The organism is Mycobacterium rhizamassiliense, from assembly GCF_900157375.1.
Lineage (GTDB): Bacteria > Actinomycetota > Actinomycetes > Mycobacteriales > Mycobacteriaceae > Mycobacterium > Mycobacterium rhizamassiliense.
On sequence record NZ_LT721901.1, the window covers coordinates 456,142 to 473,447 of the forward strand.

15 protein-coding genes, 1 pseudogene and 1 riboswitch are annotated in these 17,306 nt (G+C 68.7%); of the genes and pseudogenes, 11 read left to right on the plus strand and 5 right to left on the minus strand.

Features of this window, described 5'->3' with window-relative positions; genetic code table 11:
• Positions 1-21 precede the first annotated feature (21 nt).
• The 4 genes and pseudogenes from MRAB57_RS02270 to MRAB57_RS02285 form a co-directional block, all read left to right on the plus strand.
• Positions 22-633, plus strand: a pseudogene (locus MRAB57_RS02270) (carboxymuconolactone decarboxylase family protein); the annotation flags it as partial.
• Positions 634-642: 9 nt separating this feature from the next.
• The gene (locus MRAB57_RS02275; RefSeq protein WP_077086112.1) at positions 643-1,383 is read left to right on the plus strand and encodes a helix-turn-helix transcriptional regulator; all 741 of its coding nucleotides are present in this window, start codon (positions 643-645) and stop codon (positions 1,381-1,383) included.
• 46 nt (positions 1,384-1,429) lie between these two features.
• On the plus strand, positions 1,430-2,017 hold the full coding sequence (locus MRAB57_RS02280; protein ID WP_077086113.1) for a class I SAM-dependent methyltransferase: 588 nt from the start codon (positions 1,430-1,432) through the stop codon (positions 2,015-2,017).
• Complete coding sequence (locus tag MRAB57_RS02285; protein WP_077086114.1) at positions 2,017-3,108, plus strand: alpha/beta hydrolase; 1,092 nt, start codon at positions 2,017-2,019, stop codon at positions 3,106-3,108. The genes MRAB57_RS02280 and MRAB57_RS02285 overlap by 1 nt, the downstream gene beginning before the upstream one ends.
• On the opposite strand, the gene MRAB57_RS02290 is transcribed toward MRAB57_RS02285, so the two are convergent.
• Positions 3,055-3,951 carry a sigma-70 family RNA polymerase sigma factor gene (locus MRAB57_RS02290; RefSeq protein WP_077086115.1) on the minus strand — a complete coding sequence of 299 codons (897 nt, stop codon included), beginning with the start codon at positions 3,949-3,951 and terminating at the stop codon, positions 3,055-3,057. The two genes, MRAB57_RS02285 and MRAB57_RS02290, sit on opposite strands and share 54 nt — an antisense overlap.
• 32 nt (positions 3,952-3,983) lie before the next feature.
• Between MRAB57_RS02290 and MRAB57_RS02295 the strand changes: the two genes are divergently transcribed.
• Together MRAB57_RS02295 and MRAB57_RS02300 are read left to right on the plus strand one after the other, a co-directional pair.
• Positions 3,984-5,315, plus strand: coding sequence for an aspartate aminotransferase family protein (locus MRAB57_RS02295; RefSeq protein WP_077086116.1), 1,332 nt, complete (start codon positions 3,984-3,986; stop codon positions 5,313-5,315).
• A gap of 10 nt (positions 5,316-5,325) precedes the next feature.
• Entirely contained in the window at positions 5,326-6,333 is a 1,008-nt protein-coding gene (locus MRAB57_RS02300) for an SMP-30/gluconolactonase/LRE family protein (protein WP_077086117.1), read from the plus strand.
• Here the strand turns inward: MRAB57_RS02300 and MRAB57_RS02305 are convergent.
• On the minus strand, positions 6,330-6,596 hold the full coding sequence (locus MRAB57_RS02305; RefSeq protein ID WP_245835804.1) for a hypothetical protein: 267 nt from the start codon (positions 6,594-6,596) through the stop codon (positions 6,330-6,332). The genes MRAB57_RS02300 and MRAB57_RS02305 overlap by 4 nt on opposite strands.
• Positions 6,597-6,734: 138 nt before the next feature.
• Between MRAB57_RS02305 and dacB1 the strand changes: the two genes are divergently transcribed.
• The 3 genes from dacB1 to nagA are packed head-to-tail and all read left to right on the plus strand — an operon-like array spanning position 6,735 to position 10,425.
• On the plus strand, positions 6,735-7,973 hold the full coding sequence (gene dacB1 / locus MRAB57_RS02310) for a D-alanyl-D-alanine carboxypeptidase DacB1 (protein WP_077086118.1): 1,239 nt from the start codon (positions 6,735-6,737) through the stop codon (positions 7,971-7,973).
• Positions 7,970-9,307 (plus strand): sugar porter family MFS transporter, encoded by a 1,338-nt coding sequence (locus MRAB57_RS02315; RefSeq protein WP_077086119.1) that lies wholly within the window; start codon positions 7,970-7,972, stop codon positions 9,305-9,307. Before dacB1 ends, MRAB57_RS02315 begins: the two co-directional genes overlap by 4 nt.
• Positions 9,298-10,425, plus strand: a complete 1,128-nt coding sequence (gene nagA / locus MRAB57_RS02320; protein ID WP_077086120.1) for an N-acetylglucosamine-6-phosphate deacetylase — start codon at positions 9,298-9,300, stop codon at positions 10,423-10,425. Before MRAB57_RS02315 ends, nagA begins: the two co-directional genes overlap by 10 nt.
• Here nagA and yhjD read toward each other — a convergent pair.
• Together yhjD and trpS are read right to left on the minus strand one after the other, a co-directional pair.
• A complete protein-coding gene (gene yhjD / locus MRAB57_RS02325) occupies positions 10,422-11,450 on the minus strand; it encodes an inner membrane protein YhjD (protein WP_077086121.1) in 1,029 nt (342 codons plus the stop codon). The two genes, nagA and yhjD, sit on opposite strands and share 4 nt — an antisense overlap.
• Positions 11,451-11,477: 27 nt before the next feature.
• Complete coding sequence (gene trpS, locus MRAB57_RS02330; RefSeq protein ID WP_077086122.1) at positions 11,478-12,497, minus strand: tryptophan--tRNA ligase; 1,020 nt, start codon at positions 12,495-12,497, stop codon at positions 11,478-11,480.
• Positions 12,498-12,623: 126 nt separating this feature from the next.
• Here trpS and MRAB57_RS02335 point away from each other — a divergent pair, with 126 nt between their 5' ends.
• Positions 12,624-13,424, plus strand: a complete 801-nt coding sequence (locus tag MRAB57_RS02335) for an alpha/beta fold hydrolase (protein ID WP_077090344.1) — start codon at positions 12,624-12,626, stop codon at positions 13,422-13,424.
• Here the strand turns inward: MRAB57_RS02335 and MRAB57_RS02340 are convergent.
• Entirely contained in the window at positions 13,421-15,658 is a 2,238-nt protein-coding gene (locus MRAB57_RS02340) for an NADP-dependent isocitrate dehydrogenase (protein ID WP_077086123.1), read from the minus strand. The two genes, MRAB57_RS02335 and MRAB57_RS02340, sit on opposite strands and share 4 nt — an antisense overlap.
• Before the next feature lie 146 nt (positions 15,659-15,804).
• Positions 15,805-15,924, plus strand: a riboswitch (SAM riboswitch).
• Between the two features lie 40 nt (positions 15,925-15,964).
• On the opposite strand from MRAB57_RS02340, the gene MRAB57_RS02345 reads away from it, so the two are divergent.
• On the plus strand, positions 15,965-17,305 hold the full coding sequence (locus MRAB57_RS02345; RefSeq protein WP_077086124.1) for a bifunctional o-acetylhomoserine/o-acetylserine sulfhydrylase: 1,341 nt from the start codon (positions 15,965-15,967) through the stop codon (positions 17,303-17,305).
• Position 17,306 lies beyond the last annotated feature (1 nt).

Below are 17,306 nucleotides of genomic sequence, written 5' to 3' on the forward strand. Positions count from 1 at the left end.
CTTGGCGGATTCTAAAAGTCCTCGTCACACTTCGGCGGCCTGCCTCGTCTGGAGTGCATGACACAAATAAACCGCATCGAGCCCGTGGCCCCGCAGCACGCCGGCCTGCTGACGCGCGCCATGTACCGCGTCGCCAAGCGGCGCTATGGCCAGGTCCCCGAACCGCTCACCGTGGCCGCCCATCATCGCAAGCTGATGATCGCGTGGGCGGTGCACGAGAACGTGGCCGACTGGGCGTCGAAGTCACTGCCGGCCAGCGTGCGCGAGCTCGCCGTGTACTGGACCGCGCGCGCGATCGGCTGCTCGTGGTGCGTCGACTTCGGATCCATGCTGCAGCGCCTGGACGGACTCGACATCCAGCGGCTGAAGGACATCGACAATTACGCCGTCTCAACGGCTTTCAGCGACGACGAGCGCGCCGCCATCGCCTACGCCGACGCGATGACCACCGATCCGCACACGGTCACCGACGAACAGGTCGCCGACCTCAAGGCGCGCTTCGGCGACGCGGGCGTGTTCGAGCTGACCTACCAGATCGGGCTGGAGAACATGCGGGCCCGGGTGAACTCCGCGCTCGGCATCACCGAGCAGGGCTTCAATTCCGGTGACGCGTGCCGCATCCCGTGGGCCTAGACTCGTAAGATGCGCGCCTGGGAACTAGGGCCGGGTCGGCTCCTGGTTGCCGGCGCGTTTTCCGACCTCGCGATCCACCATCACCCCGCGGTTCAGGTCACCGTCGGCGGCCAGGGCCGGCTGACCGTGACCCGCGACGGCGACAGCCACGATGCGTGCCGGGTGGTGGTGATCGCCAGCGGGGCGCGTCATGCCGTGCGCTCGGATTCGGGGTCCGGCGCCCTGACGCTGTACCTGGGCCTGCAGACGCCGCAGGGCGCCGCGCTGAACGCCCGGGCCCGGCACGGGGTTTGGGTCGTCGACGACGGGCAGCCGCTGGCGGAGGCGACGGCGACATTGCTCGACTCCGACGGCCCGCACGCCGCGGTGGATTTCCTCGTCGCCGAGCTGTGCGCGCAGCGCGCCGAGCGGCCGGGATCCGTTCACCCGCAGCTGCGCCAGGCCATCGAGGTGGTATCGAGCCGGGTGCCCGAGCGCATCGATGTCGCCTCGGTCGCGGGGGCAGTGGCCCTGTCGCCGGACTACCTCGGGCGGTTGTGCAAGCAGCAGACCGGCGTCTCGTTGTCGGCGACGATCCGCTGGGAGCGACTGGTGGCCGCCGTCGGCGGCCTCCTCGAGGGACTCTCGGTCACCGACGCCGCCCACCGGGCCGGCTTCGCCGACGGGTCGCACGCCAACAAGGTGTGCTGGGAGATGACGGGGGCGGCCCCGCACGAACTCGCGCAAGCGGTTCGCGACGCCGAAATCTGACGGATCCGTACAAGTCTCGCTGCCGGGTTTGCCGCAGGCTTGGGGCATGCCTGTGATGTCACGCTTCGAACGCGCCTACTGCTGCAGCTCCATGTGGCGCTCCAGCAGCTCGGCCATCGCGCGGGAGCTGCGCGCCCAACGGCTGGGCCACGACATTCTGGAAATCGGCTCGGGCAGCGGATCCGTTGCCCAGCAGCTGCTGTCCAGCGAGCCCGAACTGGCCTGGACCGCAATCGATATCGACCCGCAGATGACGCGGGCGGCGGCCGCGCGGCTGAGCGGCTTCCCCAACGCGTCGGCGAAGACGGGTGACGCGACCGCGCTGCCGTTCGGTGACGATTCCTTCGACTCCGTCGTCAGCTGCCTGATGCTGCATCACATCATCGACTGGGAGAAGGCCGTCGCCGAGGTGGCCCGGGTGTTGCGCCCCGGTGGCGCCTTCGTCGGCTACGACCTGGTTCGTACGCCGCTGGCCGGCCTGTTTCACCGGCTGGACGGATCGCCGCATCGGCTGCTGGTGCCCGGCGAATTCGACGCCGAGTGCGCGCGCAACGGGCTGACCGTCAGCCTGCAGTCCAGCCTGCTGGGGCACGTCATGCGATTCGTCGCACGCAACAAACGGGAGGAAAAGTGATGACACCGTTGAGCATTCGCGCGAAGGCGAAGGTGGTGCGCGCCCTGTTCGCATTGCCCGCACCCGCCCGCAGGGCGCTGGCCGGACCGCCGCTGCGCATCGACGGGCAGGAGCTGGATCTCGACGCGCAACTGGCGATCCGGCTCAAAAATGCTTCGGGCTCAGACGTTTTCGCCGATCCCATCGAGGCGGCCCGGGTGCGCTACGACGGGCTTCCGCAACTCATCGGCTATGAGTCGCCGGCGCCCGTCGCGACCCGCGACATCGTCGTCCCCGCCGAACACGGCGGCATCGCAGCCACGCTCTACACGCCCGCGGGGGTGGCCAAGCCGTCCGGGTTGCTGGTGTACACCCACGGCGGCGGCTTCTCGGTGGGGTCGCGGGTCAGCCACGACCCGGTCGCGCGCTACCTGGCGGGCCATGCCGCCGTGCGGGTGTTGTCGGTCGAATACCGTTGCGCGCCGGAGCATCCGTTCCCCGCCGCGGTCCAGGACGCGATGGCCGCCTTCGACTACGCGCACGGCAGCGCCGCCGAGCTGGGCGCCGATCCCGACCGCATCGCCGTCGGGGGTGACAGCGCCGGGGGCAACCTCGCCGCGGTGGTCGCTCAGCAGGCCGTGCGGCGCGGCGGTCCGGTGCCCGCGTTTCAGCTGCTGATGTATCCGCCGACGGACGTGGCCACGCGCCGGCCGTCGCACGACCTGTTCGCGCAGGGCTCGACGTTCACCGATGCGAATTACCGTTGGGCGCTGGGCAATTACGTGCCGCCGGGCGTCGACCTGGCCGACCCGCGGCTGTCACCGCTGCACGGCGACGTCACCGGCCTGCCGCCGGCCTACATCGCCACCGCCGGCTTCGACCCCATCCGCGACGACGGCGAGGCCTACGCGGGCAAGCTGCGCGCCGGCGGCGTCGCGGTGGTGCTGAGTCGCCAGGCCGATCTGCCGCACGCCTACCTCAACTTCGTCGGCCTCGGCGGCCGCTTCGCCGAGGCGGCAAGCGAGGCCGCCGGGGCGCTGCGCATCGGCCTGGCCGCGTCAGACTCGCAGCGGGGAACCGGTGAATTTGTCGGGGTTGGCGACATCCCATAGGGCGCAGACCTTTCCGTTGCGCACCGTCATGGCCATGATCCGCGGCGCCATCTCGCGGTACACGTCGGTGGCGGGCCGGCCCGTCGAATAGCAACCCAGTTCGCCGTTGACCAGCCCCAGCTCGTAAGACGTGAGCATGCCGGGGCCGTAGCGGGAGGCCAGGCCGAACAGGAATCGGGCCACCTTGTCCGCCCCGTGGATGACGTTGATTGCCGTGGGCGCCTTGCCATTCGAATCGCCGGTCAGCGTCACGTCGGGATGCAGCAGCGCGATCACGGCGCGCACATCGCCTACGGCCATCGCGGCCATCAGCTTGCCGACCACCTCGTCGTGCGACGGGTCGGGCTGCGGCGGCGCGTCTTCTGCGACGGACTTGCGGGCCCGCGACGCCAGCTGCCGCGCCGCCGCCTCGTTGATGCCCAACACCTCGGCGACTTCGGAGAACGGCAGCGAGAACCCGTCGTGCAGCACGAACGCGACCCGCTGATCGGGCGACAGCCGCTCCAGCACCACCATCGCCGCGAACCGGGCGTCCTCGCGGGCCACCACCGCCGCCAGCGGGTCGGTGCCGTCAAATCCGGTCACCACCGGTTCGGGCAGCCAGTTGCCCGCGTAGGTCTCGCGGCGGTGCGTCGCCGACCGCAGCCGGTCCAGCCCGAGCCGGCTTACGACGGTGGTCAGCCAGGCCCGTAGATCGGCGATCGCCTTCGTCTGCGTGTGCCAGCGCAGCCACGCCTCCTGGACGATGTCTTCGGCATCGGCCACGGTGCCGGTCAGCCGGTAGGCGACAGCCATCAGGTGCGGGCGCAGCGCTTCGAACTCGCTGACCTGCGTTGAGGTCATGCCCAGAGCTTAGCGTTAGGCTCGCACACACCATGACGGAAAATCTCTGGCTGCATTTCACCAGGCACGGGCCGGACTTCAGGCCGCCGGTGATCGTGCGCGGCGAGGGCGTCACCATCTACGACGACCGCGGCAAAAGCTACCTGGACGGGCTGTCCGGGCTGTTCACCGTGCAGGTCGGCCACGGCCGCACCGAGCTGGCCGAGGTCGCGGCGCGTCAAGCGAGCACGCTGGCGTTCTTCCCGCTGTGGGGATACGCCACCCCGACCGCGATCGAGCTCGCCGAGCGCCTGGCCCGCTACACGCCGGGCGACCTGAACAGGGTGTTCTTTACCACCGGTGGCACCGAGGCCGTCGAGACCGCGTGGAAGGTGGCCAAGCAATACTTCAAGCTCACCGGCAAACCCGGTAAGCACAAGGTGATTTCGCGCTCGATCGCCTACCACGGCACCACCCAGGGCGCGTTGGCCATCACCGGGCTGCCCCGCTTCAAGGAGCCGTTCGAGCCGGTGACGCCGGGCGGCTTCCGGGTGCCCAACACGAACTTCTACCGCGCGCCCGAGCCGTTCGGCACCGACGCCAAGGCCTTCGGGCAGTGGGCGGCCGACCGCGTCGCCGAGGCCATCGAATTCGAGGGGCCAGACACCGTGGCGGCGGTGTTCCTGGAGCCGGTGCAGAACGCGGGCGGCAGCATCCCCGCTCCCCCAGGCTATTTCGAGCGCGTCCGGGAAATCTGCGACGCCTACGACGTGCTGCTGGTCTCCGACGAGGTGATCTGCGCGTTCGGCCGCATCGGGTCGATGTTCGCGTGTGACGACGTCGGCTACGTGCCCGACATGATCACCTGCGCCAAAGGCATGACGTCGGGCTACTCGCCGATCGGCGCGATGATCGCCAGCGAGCGGCTGTTCGAGCCGTTCAACGACGGCGCCACGATGTTCCCGCACGGGTATACCTTTGGCGGCCATCCGGTTTCGGCGGCCGTCGCGCTGGCCAACCTCAACATCTTCGAGCGCGAGGGCCTCAACGACCACGTCAAGACCAACGCCCCGAAATTCCGCGCCACCCTGGACAAGCTCTACGACCTGCCCATCGTCGGCGACGTCCGCGGCGAGGGTTACTTCTACGGCATCGAGCTGGTCAAGGACCAGGCGACCAAGCAGACCTTCACCGACGCCGAGCGCCGCGCGCTGCTCGGCCACGTGTCGTCGGCGCTGTTCGAGGCCGGGTTGTATTGCCGCACCGATGACCGCGGCGATTCCGTCATCCAGCTGGCGCCGCCGCTGATCAGCGGCCAGGCCGAGTTTGACAGCATCGAATCCATCCTGCGCGGAGTGCTTTCGGAGAGCCAGGCGCGCATCTAGAGTCCAGGGCATGGCGCGCAAACCACCCATCCGCCCGGTCCGGTGGCAGCCTCCACCGATCGAGAAGTTGCCGGACATGCCGGCGCCGGGCATCACCGTCGTCCCGGTCCCCGGCAACGGCCCCGAGGACGTCGTCGTCGACCCGGCCGGACAACTGTGGACAGGCCTCGAAGACGGGCGCATCGTGCGGATTCCGGCCGACGGCGGCCAGCCCACGGTCGTCGCCAATACCGGCGGGCGCCCGCTCGGTCTGCACGTCGCCCGCGACGGCCGCGTGCTGATCTGCGACAGCCATCGCGGATTGCTCGCGTTGGACCCGGGCAGCGGCGCGCTGGACGTGCTCGCCGACTCGGTCGACGGGAGGCGGCTCAAGTTCTGCTCGAACGTCACCGAAACCGCCGATGGCACAATCTATTTCACCGAGTCGACGGCCGACTTTCATTTCGAGAACTACACCGCACCGATCGTGGAGGCACGCGCAACCGGCGGCCTGTACCGCCTCGATGCGGACGGCACGGTCGCCACGCTGGCCGGCGGGCTGTACTTCGCCAACGGGGTGACGGCGACGGCCGACGGGTCGGCGCTGGTGTTCGCCGAGACCCAGGCCCGCCGCCTGTCGAAGTACTGGTTGACCGGGCCGCACGCCGGATCGGTGACGCCGCTGGCGGCGCACCTGCCCGGGATGCCCGACAACCTGTCCACCGGCGCCGACGGCCGGATCTGGGCCGCGCTGGTCGCCGAGGCCAACCCGGCGCTGGAGTCGCTGTTCCCGCGGGCCCCGATCATCCGCAAGGTGGTGTGGCGCCTGCCCGAGCGGCTGCAGCCCCAGATCAAGCCGGAGATCTGGGCCGTCGCGTTCGATCCGGACAGCGGCGCGGCCGTCGCCGGCCTGCGCACCGTGCACCCCGACTTCGGCTCGGTCACCGGCCTGGTCGAGGCCGCCGGCAAGCTGTGGATGGGCACGATCAGCTTCGGAGCCCTCGCGCACGTGGACCTGGCGGCCACCGCGCTGCGTTAGCCGGCCGCGCGCTTCACCGCATGAGTGGCCAGCAACACCTCGCGGGAATTCGCCGCCGTCGACGAGCCGCTGGCCAGCCGCGTCAGGGCGTTGCAGAGCCAGGCCAGCGCGGACTGCAGCTCGGGCTCGCGGGTGGTTTCGCGCAGCGCCTGCAGCTCGGCCAGCACCTGCTCGGTCCCGGCACGCCGCACCTGGGTCGCCTTCTCGGCCTGCTTGAGCAGTCGGTCCAGCGACCTGGGCCCCTCGGGACGCTTTGAAAACACACGAAGTCTTGGAATAGCCGTCAGTGTAGGGGCTGCGTACCGCCCCCGCGCGCGGAGCCGAAGTTTGTAACTTGTGCCTCACCAGTCACAGCGCGGCTCCCCCGAATCGGCCGCGCGATCGCCTAGTCTGCACTCACCATGAGCTTCCTCCGTTCCGCATCATGCCTGGCAGCAGCCGTTTTTATGGTCGCGGCCCCGATCACGCTCGGCGTGCCGGGCGCGACGGCCGAGCCCACGGCCGGGCCGAATGCGGGCCCACCGAATTGTCCGTATCAGGTGAACACCCCGCCCGCGGTCGACTCGTCGGAAGTTCCCCAGGCCGGCGACGCGCCCATCCCGCTGGCCGTGCCGGCGAAACCGGTGGGTGGCGATGCGCTGTCGGGCTGCGGCATCGTCACCGCTCCCGGTACCCCGCCGGTGCCGGGCGACGTCTCCGCCGAGGCATGGGTGGTGGCCGATCTGGACAGCGGCGCCGTCATCGCCGCCCGCGACCCGCACGGCCGGCACCGCCCCGCCAGCATCATCAAGGTGCTCGTCGCGATGGCGTCGCTCAACGCGCTGCCGCTGAACAAGTCCGTGGTCGGCACCCCAGACGACGCGGCCGCCGAGGGCACCAAGGTCGGGGTCGACGACGGCGGCGCCTACACCGTCAACCAGCTGCTGCACGGATTGCTGATGCACTCCGGCAACGACGCGGCGCACGCGCTGGCGATGCAGCTCGGCGGCATGCAGCAGGCGCTGGAGAAGATCAACGTGCTGGCCGCCAAGCTCGGCGGCCGCGACACCCGGGTGGCCACCCCGTCCGGGCTGGACGGGCCCGGCATGAGCACCTCGGCCTACGACATCGGCCTGTTCTACCGATACGCCTGGCAGAACCCGACTTTCGCGGGCATCGTCGCGACCAAGACCTTCGACTTCCCCGGCCACGGCGACCACCCCGGCTACGAGCTGGAGAACGACAACCAGCTGCTCTACAAGTATCCGGGCGCGATGGGCGGCAAGACGGGTTACACCGACGATGCCGGGCAGACGTTCGTCGGCGCGGCCAACCACGACGGGCGCCGCCTGGTCGCCGTGCTGATGCACGGAACCCGGCAGCCGATCGCGCCGTGGGAACAGGCCGCGCACCTGCTGGACTACGGGTTTTCCACCGCGCAGGGCACCCAGGTCGGCACCCTGATCGCGCCGGATCCGTCGCTGGTGACCAAGCCCGACAACGCGGGCGACCGGCCGGCCGCAAGCGTTGCGGCCGCGAACCTGATCCCGTCGGCCGAGGCGCTGCCCGTGCGCGTCGGGGTCGGCGTCATCGGCACCATCATCGTGTTCAGTTTGATCATGGCCGCGCGATCCATGAACCGTCGACCCCAACATCGTTGAACACCAAGACTATTGGACTCACCGGCGCTAGCGTCGGGGTGATCTACGGGTACGACCTTTCCATCATCGCCGGCGCGCAGCTGTTCATCACCAGGGACTTCGGGCTCACGACGGGCCAGCAGGAACTGCTGACGACGATGGTGGTGATCGGGCAGATCGTCGGCGCGCTCGGCGCCGGCGTCCTGGCCAACAGGATCGGGCGACAAAAGTCGGTGGTGCTGATCCTGGTCAGCTACGCGATATTCGCTCTGCTGGACGCGTTCTCGATGTCGCTGCCGATGCTGCTGGTGGCGCGACTGCTGTTGGGTATGACCATCGGCGTGATGGTGGTGGTCGTCCCGGTATACATCGCCGAGTCGGCGCCGACGGCCGTGCGCGGCGCGCTGCTGACGACCTATCAGCTGGCGATCGTCAGCGGGCTGATCGTCGGCTACCTCACCGGCTACGCGCTGGCCGAGACGCACAGCTGGCGATGGATGTTCGGGTTGGCCGCCGTGCCCGCAGTGCTGTTGCTGCCGTTGGTGATTCGCCTGCCCGACACGGCACGCTGGTACCTGCTGAAGGGCCGCATCGACGACGCCCGCGCCACGCTGCTGCGGGTGGAGCCCGCGGCCAACGCCGAAGAAGAGCTCGCCGAGATACGCCGCGCGGTGGGCGAGGGCTCTCCCGGTTTCAAAGGGGGCCTCAAGGAGATGCTGCGGCCGCCGTATCTCCGGGCCACCCTCTTCGTGGTCACGCTCGGCTTCCTGCTGCAGATCACCGGCATCAACGCAATCATCTATTACAGCCCGCGAATCTTCGAGGCCATGGGCTTCACCGGCAACTTCGCGCTGCTCGGCTTGCCGGCGCTGGTTCAGGTCGCCGGCCTGGCGGCGGTGGGCGCCGCGCTGACGCTGGTCGACCGGATCGGCCGGCGCCCAATCCTGTTGTGCGGCATCGCCATGATGATCGTCGCCGATGCCCTGCTGATGCTGGTGTTCGCCCGGGGCGTCGGCGGCGCGGTCCTCGGGTTCGCCGGCATCGTGCTGTTCATCTTCGGATACACCATGGGCTTCGGCTCGCTGGGCTGGGTGTACGCCAGCGAAAGCTTCCCCACCCGGCTGCGGTCCATCGGGTCCAGCACCATGCTGACGTCCAACCTCGTCGCCAACGCGATCGTCGCCGCGGTCTTCCTGACCATGCTGCATTCGCTCGGCGGCGCAGGCGCTTTCGCGGTCTTCGGGCTGCTCGCGGTGATCGCCTTCGGTGTCGTCTATCGGTATGCGCCGGAGACGAAGGGGCGCCAGCTCGAGGACATCCGGCACTTCTGGGAAAACGGTGGCAAGTGGCTTTGATCGCCGCCGGCACCGCGGTTCTCGACCGGCAGATCTGCCGACCGGGATGGGTGCAGACGGCCGGGGACCAAATCGTCGCCTGCGGGGCCGGCGCGCCGCCCGGGCCACCCGATAGCGATTTCCCCGATGGCATTGTGGTGCCGGGGTTTATCGACATGCACGTGCACGGCGGCGGCGGTGCGTCCTACACCGACGCCGACCAGATCGCCGCGGCGGCGCAGTTCCACCTGCGCCACGGCACCACCACCACGCTGGCCAGCCTGGTGACGGCCGCGCCCGACACGCTGCTCGCGGGTGTTAGGGCCCTCGCCGATGCGACCCGGCGGGGCATCGTCGCGGGCATCCACCTGGAGGGGCCGTGGCTGAGCCAGTCGCGCTGCGGCGCGCACGACGCTGCCCAGATGCGTGACCCCGACCCCGCCGAGGTCGACGACGTCCTGGCCGCCGGCGGCGGCACGATCCGGATGGTCACGCTGGCGCCCGAGCGGCCCGGCAGCGACGACGCGATCCGGCGCTTTCGCGACGCCGGAGTCGTTGTCGCCGTTGGCCATACCGATGCGACCTACGAGCAGACCACGCAGGCGCTGGCCCTGGGCGCCACGGTGGGCACCCACCTGTGCAACGCCATGCCGCCGCTGGACCACCGCGCCCCCGGGCCGGTGCTCGCGCTGCTGCAGGACCCGGCCGTCACCGTCGAACTCATCGTCGACGGCGTGCACCTGCACCCCGCCGCCGCGGGGGCGGTCATCCGGGCCGCGGGACCCGAGCGGGTCGCGGCGATCACCGACGCCATCGCCGCGGCCGGCTGCGCCGACGGGGCTTTCCAGCTGGGCACGGTGCCCGTCGACGTGTCGTCGGGCGTCGCGCGGGTGCGCGGCACGTCGACGATCGCCGGCAGCACGGCGACGATGGACCGGCTGTTCCGCGAGGTCGCCGCATTCGGCCCGGACCCCGACGCGTCGCTGGCCGGCGCCGTCCAGATGACCTCGGCGACGCCGGCGCGGGCCCTGGGTTTCGAGGGCGTGGGCGCACTGCGGCCCGGGTATGCGGCCAACCTCGTTGTCCTGGACGGCGATCTGCGGCTCACCGCCGTCATGGCGCGCGGCGACTGGCGCTAGCGCAGCCGGCGGGTCAGGCGGGAAAAGGTCAGCGCCCCAACGGCTCCCACCGCCATCGCGGTGAGCGTCTGGCGGGTGCGCAGCCCCTCGTCCAGTTGTACGCGGGGGGCGATGATCGCGGGCGCCGGTGGCGCGACGGGCTTGGCGCGCGGATCGCCGTGCGCGGTGGCGGCCCACGCGGCGGCGAACAGCACGAGGTAGGCCGTGACGTAGGAGAACACCATCAGCCCCAGCACCGGGCCGAACGTCGCACCCGCCGGGCTGCGCAACACTGCTCGCAGATAGATCGAGGCCACCTGCTTGAAAAGTTCGAAGGCGATCGCGGCCAGCAGCCCACCCCGCATCGACCAGGCCAGGTCGACCTTGTGCCGCGGCAGCCGGGCGATCATCCAGGTGAACAACATCCACGACACCAGCAGCGACACCAGGATCGAGACGCCGCGCAGTATCTCGCCGAACACCGAAAAGTCGGGTATTTCAAGCCATCTCAGGATGGACCGCATCGGGGCGGCCTGGCTGACCGTGGTCAGGACGAGCGTGGCCACGATCACCACGAACGTCCCGAGCATCGCGATCAAATCGGAAAGCTTGTTGCGCAGGAAGCCCGGGGATTCCGGCTGCTGCTCGGACCACATCTCCGTCACCGCGGCCCGCAGGTGCGACATCCAGGTCAGGCCGGCCCAGGCCGCGGTCGCCAAACCGATCACACCGACCGACGCGCGCGCGTTGATCGCCGAATTCATCAATTCGATCAGCTGCTCGCTGAGCGCGCCGGTGACCGCGGACCGGATGTGCGCGTCGATCGTGCTCAGCAGCGCCGGATCCCGGGCCAGGACGAAGCCGACCACCGCGAAACTGACCATCAGCAAGGGGAATAGCGCAAATATCGTGTAGTAGGTGAGACCGGCCGCGAAGAAGCCGCCGCTGCGTCCGTCAAAGCGCTGATACGCGCGGACCACGTGATCGAGCCATCCGTACCGGGCACGCAGACGAGCGAAGAATCCTGGCTTGGCCGGCTCGGTCATGGCAGCTTCATTTTCACGAGCGATGTGCTACCTCCGTCGCGGAAGGAACCCCAGCCGATCGTAAACCCGTTGGACCGTTTTCCCGGCCACCTCGTCGGCGCGCTCGGCGCCGGCCGCCAGCGCGGCCTCCAATTCGGTGCGATCGGACATGAATTCGTCGACTCGGGCCTTGATCGGCGCGATGAATTCGACGACGGCCTCGGCGGTCTCCTTCTTCAGGTCGCCGTAGCCGCGCCCGGCGTAGCCGTCGACGAGCTTGTCGATGCCGACCCCGGTGACCGCCGACTGGATCGTCAGCAGGTTCGACACCCCCGGCTTGGCCTCGGTGTCGAACCGGATTTCGCGCTCGCTGTCAGTCACGGCCGAGCGAATCTTCTTGGCGGACTTGGCCGGATCGTCGAGCAGGTTGATCAACCCGGCATCGGTGCCCGCCGACTTGCTCATCTTCGACGTCGGGTCGGCCAGGTCGTAGATCTTGGCGGTGGCCTTCGGGATGAACATGTCGGGGACCACGAAGGTGTCGGGGAATCGGGCGTTGAAGCGCTCGGCGATGTCGCGCGCCAGCTCGAGATGCTGGCGCTGGTCCTCGCCGACGGGCACCAGATCGGTGTCGTAGGCCAGCACGTCGGCGGCCTGCAGCACCGGGTAGGTGAACAGCCCGACGGTGGTGGAGTCGCTGCCCTGCTTGAGCGACTTGTCCTTGAACTGCGTCATCCGCGACGCCTGCCCGAAGCCGGTGAAGCAGCCCAGCACCCAGGCCAGCTGGGTGTGGGCGGGCACCTGGCTCTGCACGAAGACGGTGCTGCGGGCGGGGTCGATGCCCAGCGCCAGGTACTGCGCGGCGGTCACCAGGGTCCGGCGGCGCAGCGCCTCGGGGTCCTGGGCGACGGTGATGGCGTGCAGGTCGACGACGCAGAAGAACGCGTCGTGGTCGTCCTGCAGCGCCACCCACTGGGTGACGGCCCCCAGGGCGTTGCCGAGGTGAAGCGAGTCAGACGTGGGTTGCACGCCGGAAAAAATCCGGCTGGGTCCGGTTGCGGTGCTCATGATGCCCTGATCTTTTCACGCGCGGCTCGGCGGCCGCGTCCTCGCTTGCAGTACCGGCGGTACCGCATTTAATGTCGGAGGATGACCACTCGCACGCCGATCCACCTGGGTTCTGGAGAGCCGGTCCTGATGCTGCACGGGTTCCTCATGTCGCAGACCGTCTGGGAGCCCGTCGCGCCGCGGCTGGCCGATACCGGCCGCTACGAGGTGTTCGCCCCGACCATGGCAGGGCACAACGGCGGACCGTACGCGGGCACCTGGCTGCTGAGCTCGTCGGTCCTGGCCGACCACGTCGAGCGCCAGCTGGACGAGCTGGGCTGGGAAACCGCGCACATGGTGGGCAACTCGCTGGGCGGCTGGGTCGCGTTCGAGCTGGAGCGCCGCGGGCGGGCCCGCAGCGTCACCGGCATCGGCGCCGCGGGCGGCTGGACGCGGTGGAGCCCGGTGAAATTCGAGGTCATCAGCAAGTTCATCGCGGGCATGCCGATGCTCGCGCTGGCCCGGCTGTTCGGCCAGCGCACCCTGCAGCTGCCGCTGAGCCGCCGGCTGGCCACGCTGCCGCTGACGGCGACGCCGGACGGCATCAGCGAGCGCCAACTGTCGGCCGTCGTCGAAGACGCCGCGCACTGCCCCGCGTACTTCCAGCTGCTGGCCAAGTCGCTGCTGGATCCCGGCCTCCTGCAATTAGCCGACACCGGGGTGCCGGTCCAGCTGGTGCTGTGCGAGAAGGACCGGGTGGTGCCCGCGAGCAGGTTCTACCGGCATTTCACCAACTTCCTGCCGGCCGGAACGCGGATGACGCGGCTCGACGGCGTCGGTCACGTGCCGATGTTCGAGGCGCCCGACCGCGTCGCGCAGGTCATCTCCGAGTTCATCGACGACTGCAGGCGGCCGGAACGCGAGGTCATCGACCCGTCGGCCAGCTAGGCCTGTGAAGCCGCGATGACCTCGTTGAAGGTCTTGCTCGGCCGCATCACAGCCGCCGTCTTCTCACTGTCGGGCTGGTAGTAGCCGCCGATGTCGACCGCCTCGCCCTGGGGCTTCTCGAGTTCGGCCACGATGGCCTTCTCGTTGTCGCGCAGCGATTCGGCCAGCTTGGCGAAGTGCTTGGCCAGCTCCTCGTCGTCCTTCTGCCCGGCGAGCTCGGTGGCCCAGTACAGCGCCAGGTAGAACTGGCTGCCCCGGTTGTCGAGCTCACCGGTCTTGCGCGACGGGCTCTTGTTGTTGTCCAACAGCTTTCCGATCGCGGCATCCAGCGTCTTGCCCAGAATCTTGGCGCGCTCGTTGTCGGTCTTGATGCCGACGTCGTCGAAACACGCTCCCAGCGCTAGGAATTCACCGAGCGAATCCCAGCGCAGGTGGTTCTCCTCGACGAGCTGGTGGACGTGCTTGGGCGCCGAACCGCCCGCCCCGGTTTCGTACATGCCGCCGCCGGCCATCAACGGCACGATGGACAGCATCTTGGCGCTGGTGCCCAGCTCCAGGATCGGGAACAGGTCGGTGAGGTAGTCGCGCAGGATGTTTCCGGTCGCGGCGATAGTGTCCTGCCCGCGCATCGCGCGCTCGATCGTGTGCCGCATGGCCCGTTCCTGCGACATGGTCTGGATGTCGAGGCCCTCGGTGTCGTGGTCGGCCAGATACGTGTTGACCTTCTTGCGCAATTCGTTCTCGTGCGGGCGCTCCTGGTCCAGCCAGAACACCACCGGCATGCCCGAGTTTCGCGCCCGGGTGACGGCCAGCTTGACCCAGTCGCGGATCGGCTCGTCCCGGACGATCGGCATCCGCCAGATGTCGCCTTCTTCCACATTCTGCGTCAGCAGCACGTCCCCGGTGTCCAGGTCGACGATGTTGGCGACACCGTCCTCGGGGATCTCGAACGTCTTGTCGTGCGAGCCGTACTCCTCGGCCTGCTGCGCCATCAGGCCGACGTTGGGGACGGTGCCCATCGTGGTCGGATCGAATTGCCCGTGCGTCTTGCAGAAGTTGATGATCTCTTGGTAGATGCGCGCGAAGGTCGACTCGGGATTGACGGCCTTGGTGTCCTTCTGCCGGCCGTCGGCGCCGTACATCTTGCCGCCGGCGCGGATCATCGCCGGCATCGACGCGTCCACAATCACGTCGCTGGGCGAGTGAAAGTTGGTGATGCCCTTGGCCGAATCGACCATCGCCAGCTCGGGGCGGTGTTCGTGGCAGGCGTGCAGGTCACGAATGATCTCGTCGTGCTGGGACGCGGGCAACGACTCGATCTTGTCGTACAGATCCGACAGTCCGTTGTTGACGTTGACGCCGAGTTCGTCGAACAGCGCCTGGTGCTTGGCGAAGGCGTCCTTGTAGAAGGTCTTCACGGCGTGGCCGAAGACGATCGGATGGCTGATCTTCATCATCGTCGCCTTGACGTGCAGCGAGAACATCACGCCGGTTTCGTAGGCGTCCTCGATCTGCTCCTCGTAGAACTCGATGAGGGCCTTCTTGCTCATGAACATGGAATCGATGACGTCGCCCTCGCGCAGCGACACCGTGGGCTTGAGGACGATTGTCTTGCCGCCCTTGGTCTCCAGTTCCATCTTCACGCTGCGCGCGCGGTCCAAGGTCATCGACTTCTCGCCGTGGTAGAAGTCGCCGTGCTTCATCGTCGCGACGTGGGTGCGCGACGCCTGCGACCACTTCCCCATACTGTGCGGGTGCTTGCGCGCGTACTCCTTGACCGCGTTGGGCGCGCGACGGTCCGAGTTGCCCTGCCGCAGCACCGGGTTGACCGCGCTGCCAAGGCATTTCGCGTAGCGGTCGCGAATCTCCTTGTCCTCGTCGGTCTTCGGGTTGTGCGGGAAGTCCGGGATCTTGTAACCCTTGCCCTGCAGCTCCTTGATGGCGGCGACCAGCTGGGGCACCGAGGCGCTGATGTTGGGCAGCTTGATGATGTTGGTGTCGGCGAGCTTCGTCAGCCGGCCCAGCTCGCCCAGGTTGTCGGGCACCCGCTGCTCGTCGGTGAGGTCCTCGGGGAACTCGGCGAGGATCCGCGCAGCAACGGAGATGTCGCTGGTTTTGACCTCGATGCCCGCCGGTTCGGCGAAGGCCCGCACGATCGGCAGAAACGCGTACGTCGCCAGCAACGGCGCTTCGTCGGTCAGCGTGTAGATGACAGTCGGCTTCTTCGCGCTCACGGTCCCTCTCCCGGCATTAACGGATAGATCATGGGGGGCTCAGCGATCTTGCTGCCACGTTATCAAGGGCGTTTGAGCAGGTGTTGACCTGGATCTGCACTGCCACGGTTAGCACTGGGTCGGCACAGTAAGATAGGCTTCGTATTGGTCATGAGCGCCAGCATTAAGCCCCGGCTTGCTGGCCGGCAACCCTCCAACCGCGGTGGGGTGCTCCGGGTGAAGACCAGGTTGAGTAGCCACAACCGGCTATCCGGCAAGCGCGGGTCCGCCATGACGGGCCCCTGAGCCAGACAGGGGAAGCTTCCCATGAGCGATAACAACGACAGCGATCCGACCGCGAATTGGTCGTTCGAAACCCGGCAGGTGCACGCAGGCCAGCAGCCCGACGCGGCGACCCACGCGCGCGCCCTGCCGATTTACCAGACCACGTCGTACACCTTTGACGACACCGCGCACGCCGCCGCCCTCTTCGGGCTGGAGGTGCCGGGCAACATCTACACCCGCATCGGAAACCCGACCACCGACGTCGTCGAGCAGCGCATCGCCGCACTCGAGGGCGGCGTCGCCGCGCTGTTCCTCAGCTCCGGGCAGGCAGCTGAGACATTCGCCATATTGAACCTGGCATGTGCCGGGGATCACATCGTGTCCAGCCCGCGGCTCTACGGCGGCACGTACAACCTGTTCCACTACTCGCTGGCCAAGCTCGGAATCGAGGTCAGCTTCGTCGACGATCCCGACGACCTGGACTCCTGGCAGGCGGCGGTCCGGCCGAACACCAAGGCGTTCTTCGCCGAGACCATCTCCAACCCGCAGATCGACGTGCTGGATATCCCGGGCGTCTCCGGGGTCGCCCACGCCAACGGGGTCCCATTGATCGTGGACAACACGATTGCCACGCCGTACCTGATCCAGCCGTTCAAGCACGGCGCCGACATCGTGGTGCACTCGGCCACCAAGTACCTCGGCGGGCACGGCTCCGCGATCGCCGGCGTCATCGTGGACGGCGGCACGTTCGACTGGACGCAGGGCCGCTTCCCCGGTTTCACCACGCCCGACCCGAGCTACCACGGCGTGGTCTTCGCCGAGCTGGGGCCGCCCGCCTACGCGCTCAAGGCGCGCGTGCAGTTGCTGCGCGACCTCGGTTCGGCCGCCGCGCCGTTCAACGCGTTCCTGGTCGCCCAGGGCATCGAGACCCTGAGCCTGCGCGTGGAGCGCCACGTCGCCAACGCGCAACGGGTGGCCGAATTCCTCGAGGGCCACGACGGCGTGCTGTCGGTGAACTACGCGGGGCTGCCCAGCTCGCCCTGGCACGAGCGGGCAAAGAAGCTGGCGCCCAAGGGAACCGGGGCCGTGCTGGCGTTCGAGCTGGCCGGCGGCATCGAGGCGGGCAAGGCGTTCGTGAACGCACTGCAGCTGCACAGCCACGTCGCCAACATCGGCGACGTGCGGTCGCTGGTGATTCACCCGGCGTCGACCACACACGCCCAGCTCAGTCCGGCTGAGCAACTGGCCACCGGGGTCACCCCCGGCCTGGTGCGGCTGGCCGTCGGCATCGAGGGCATCGACGACATCCTCGCCGACCTGGAGCTCGGTTTCGCTGCGGCCCGCAAGTTCAGCGGCAACCCGCAGACCGCGGCGGCCTTCTGAG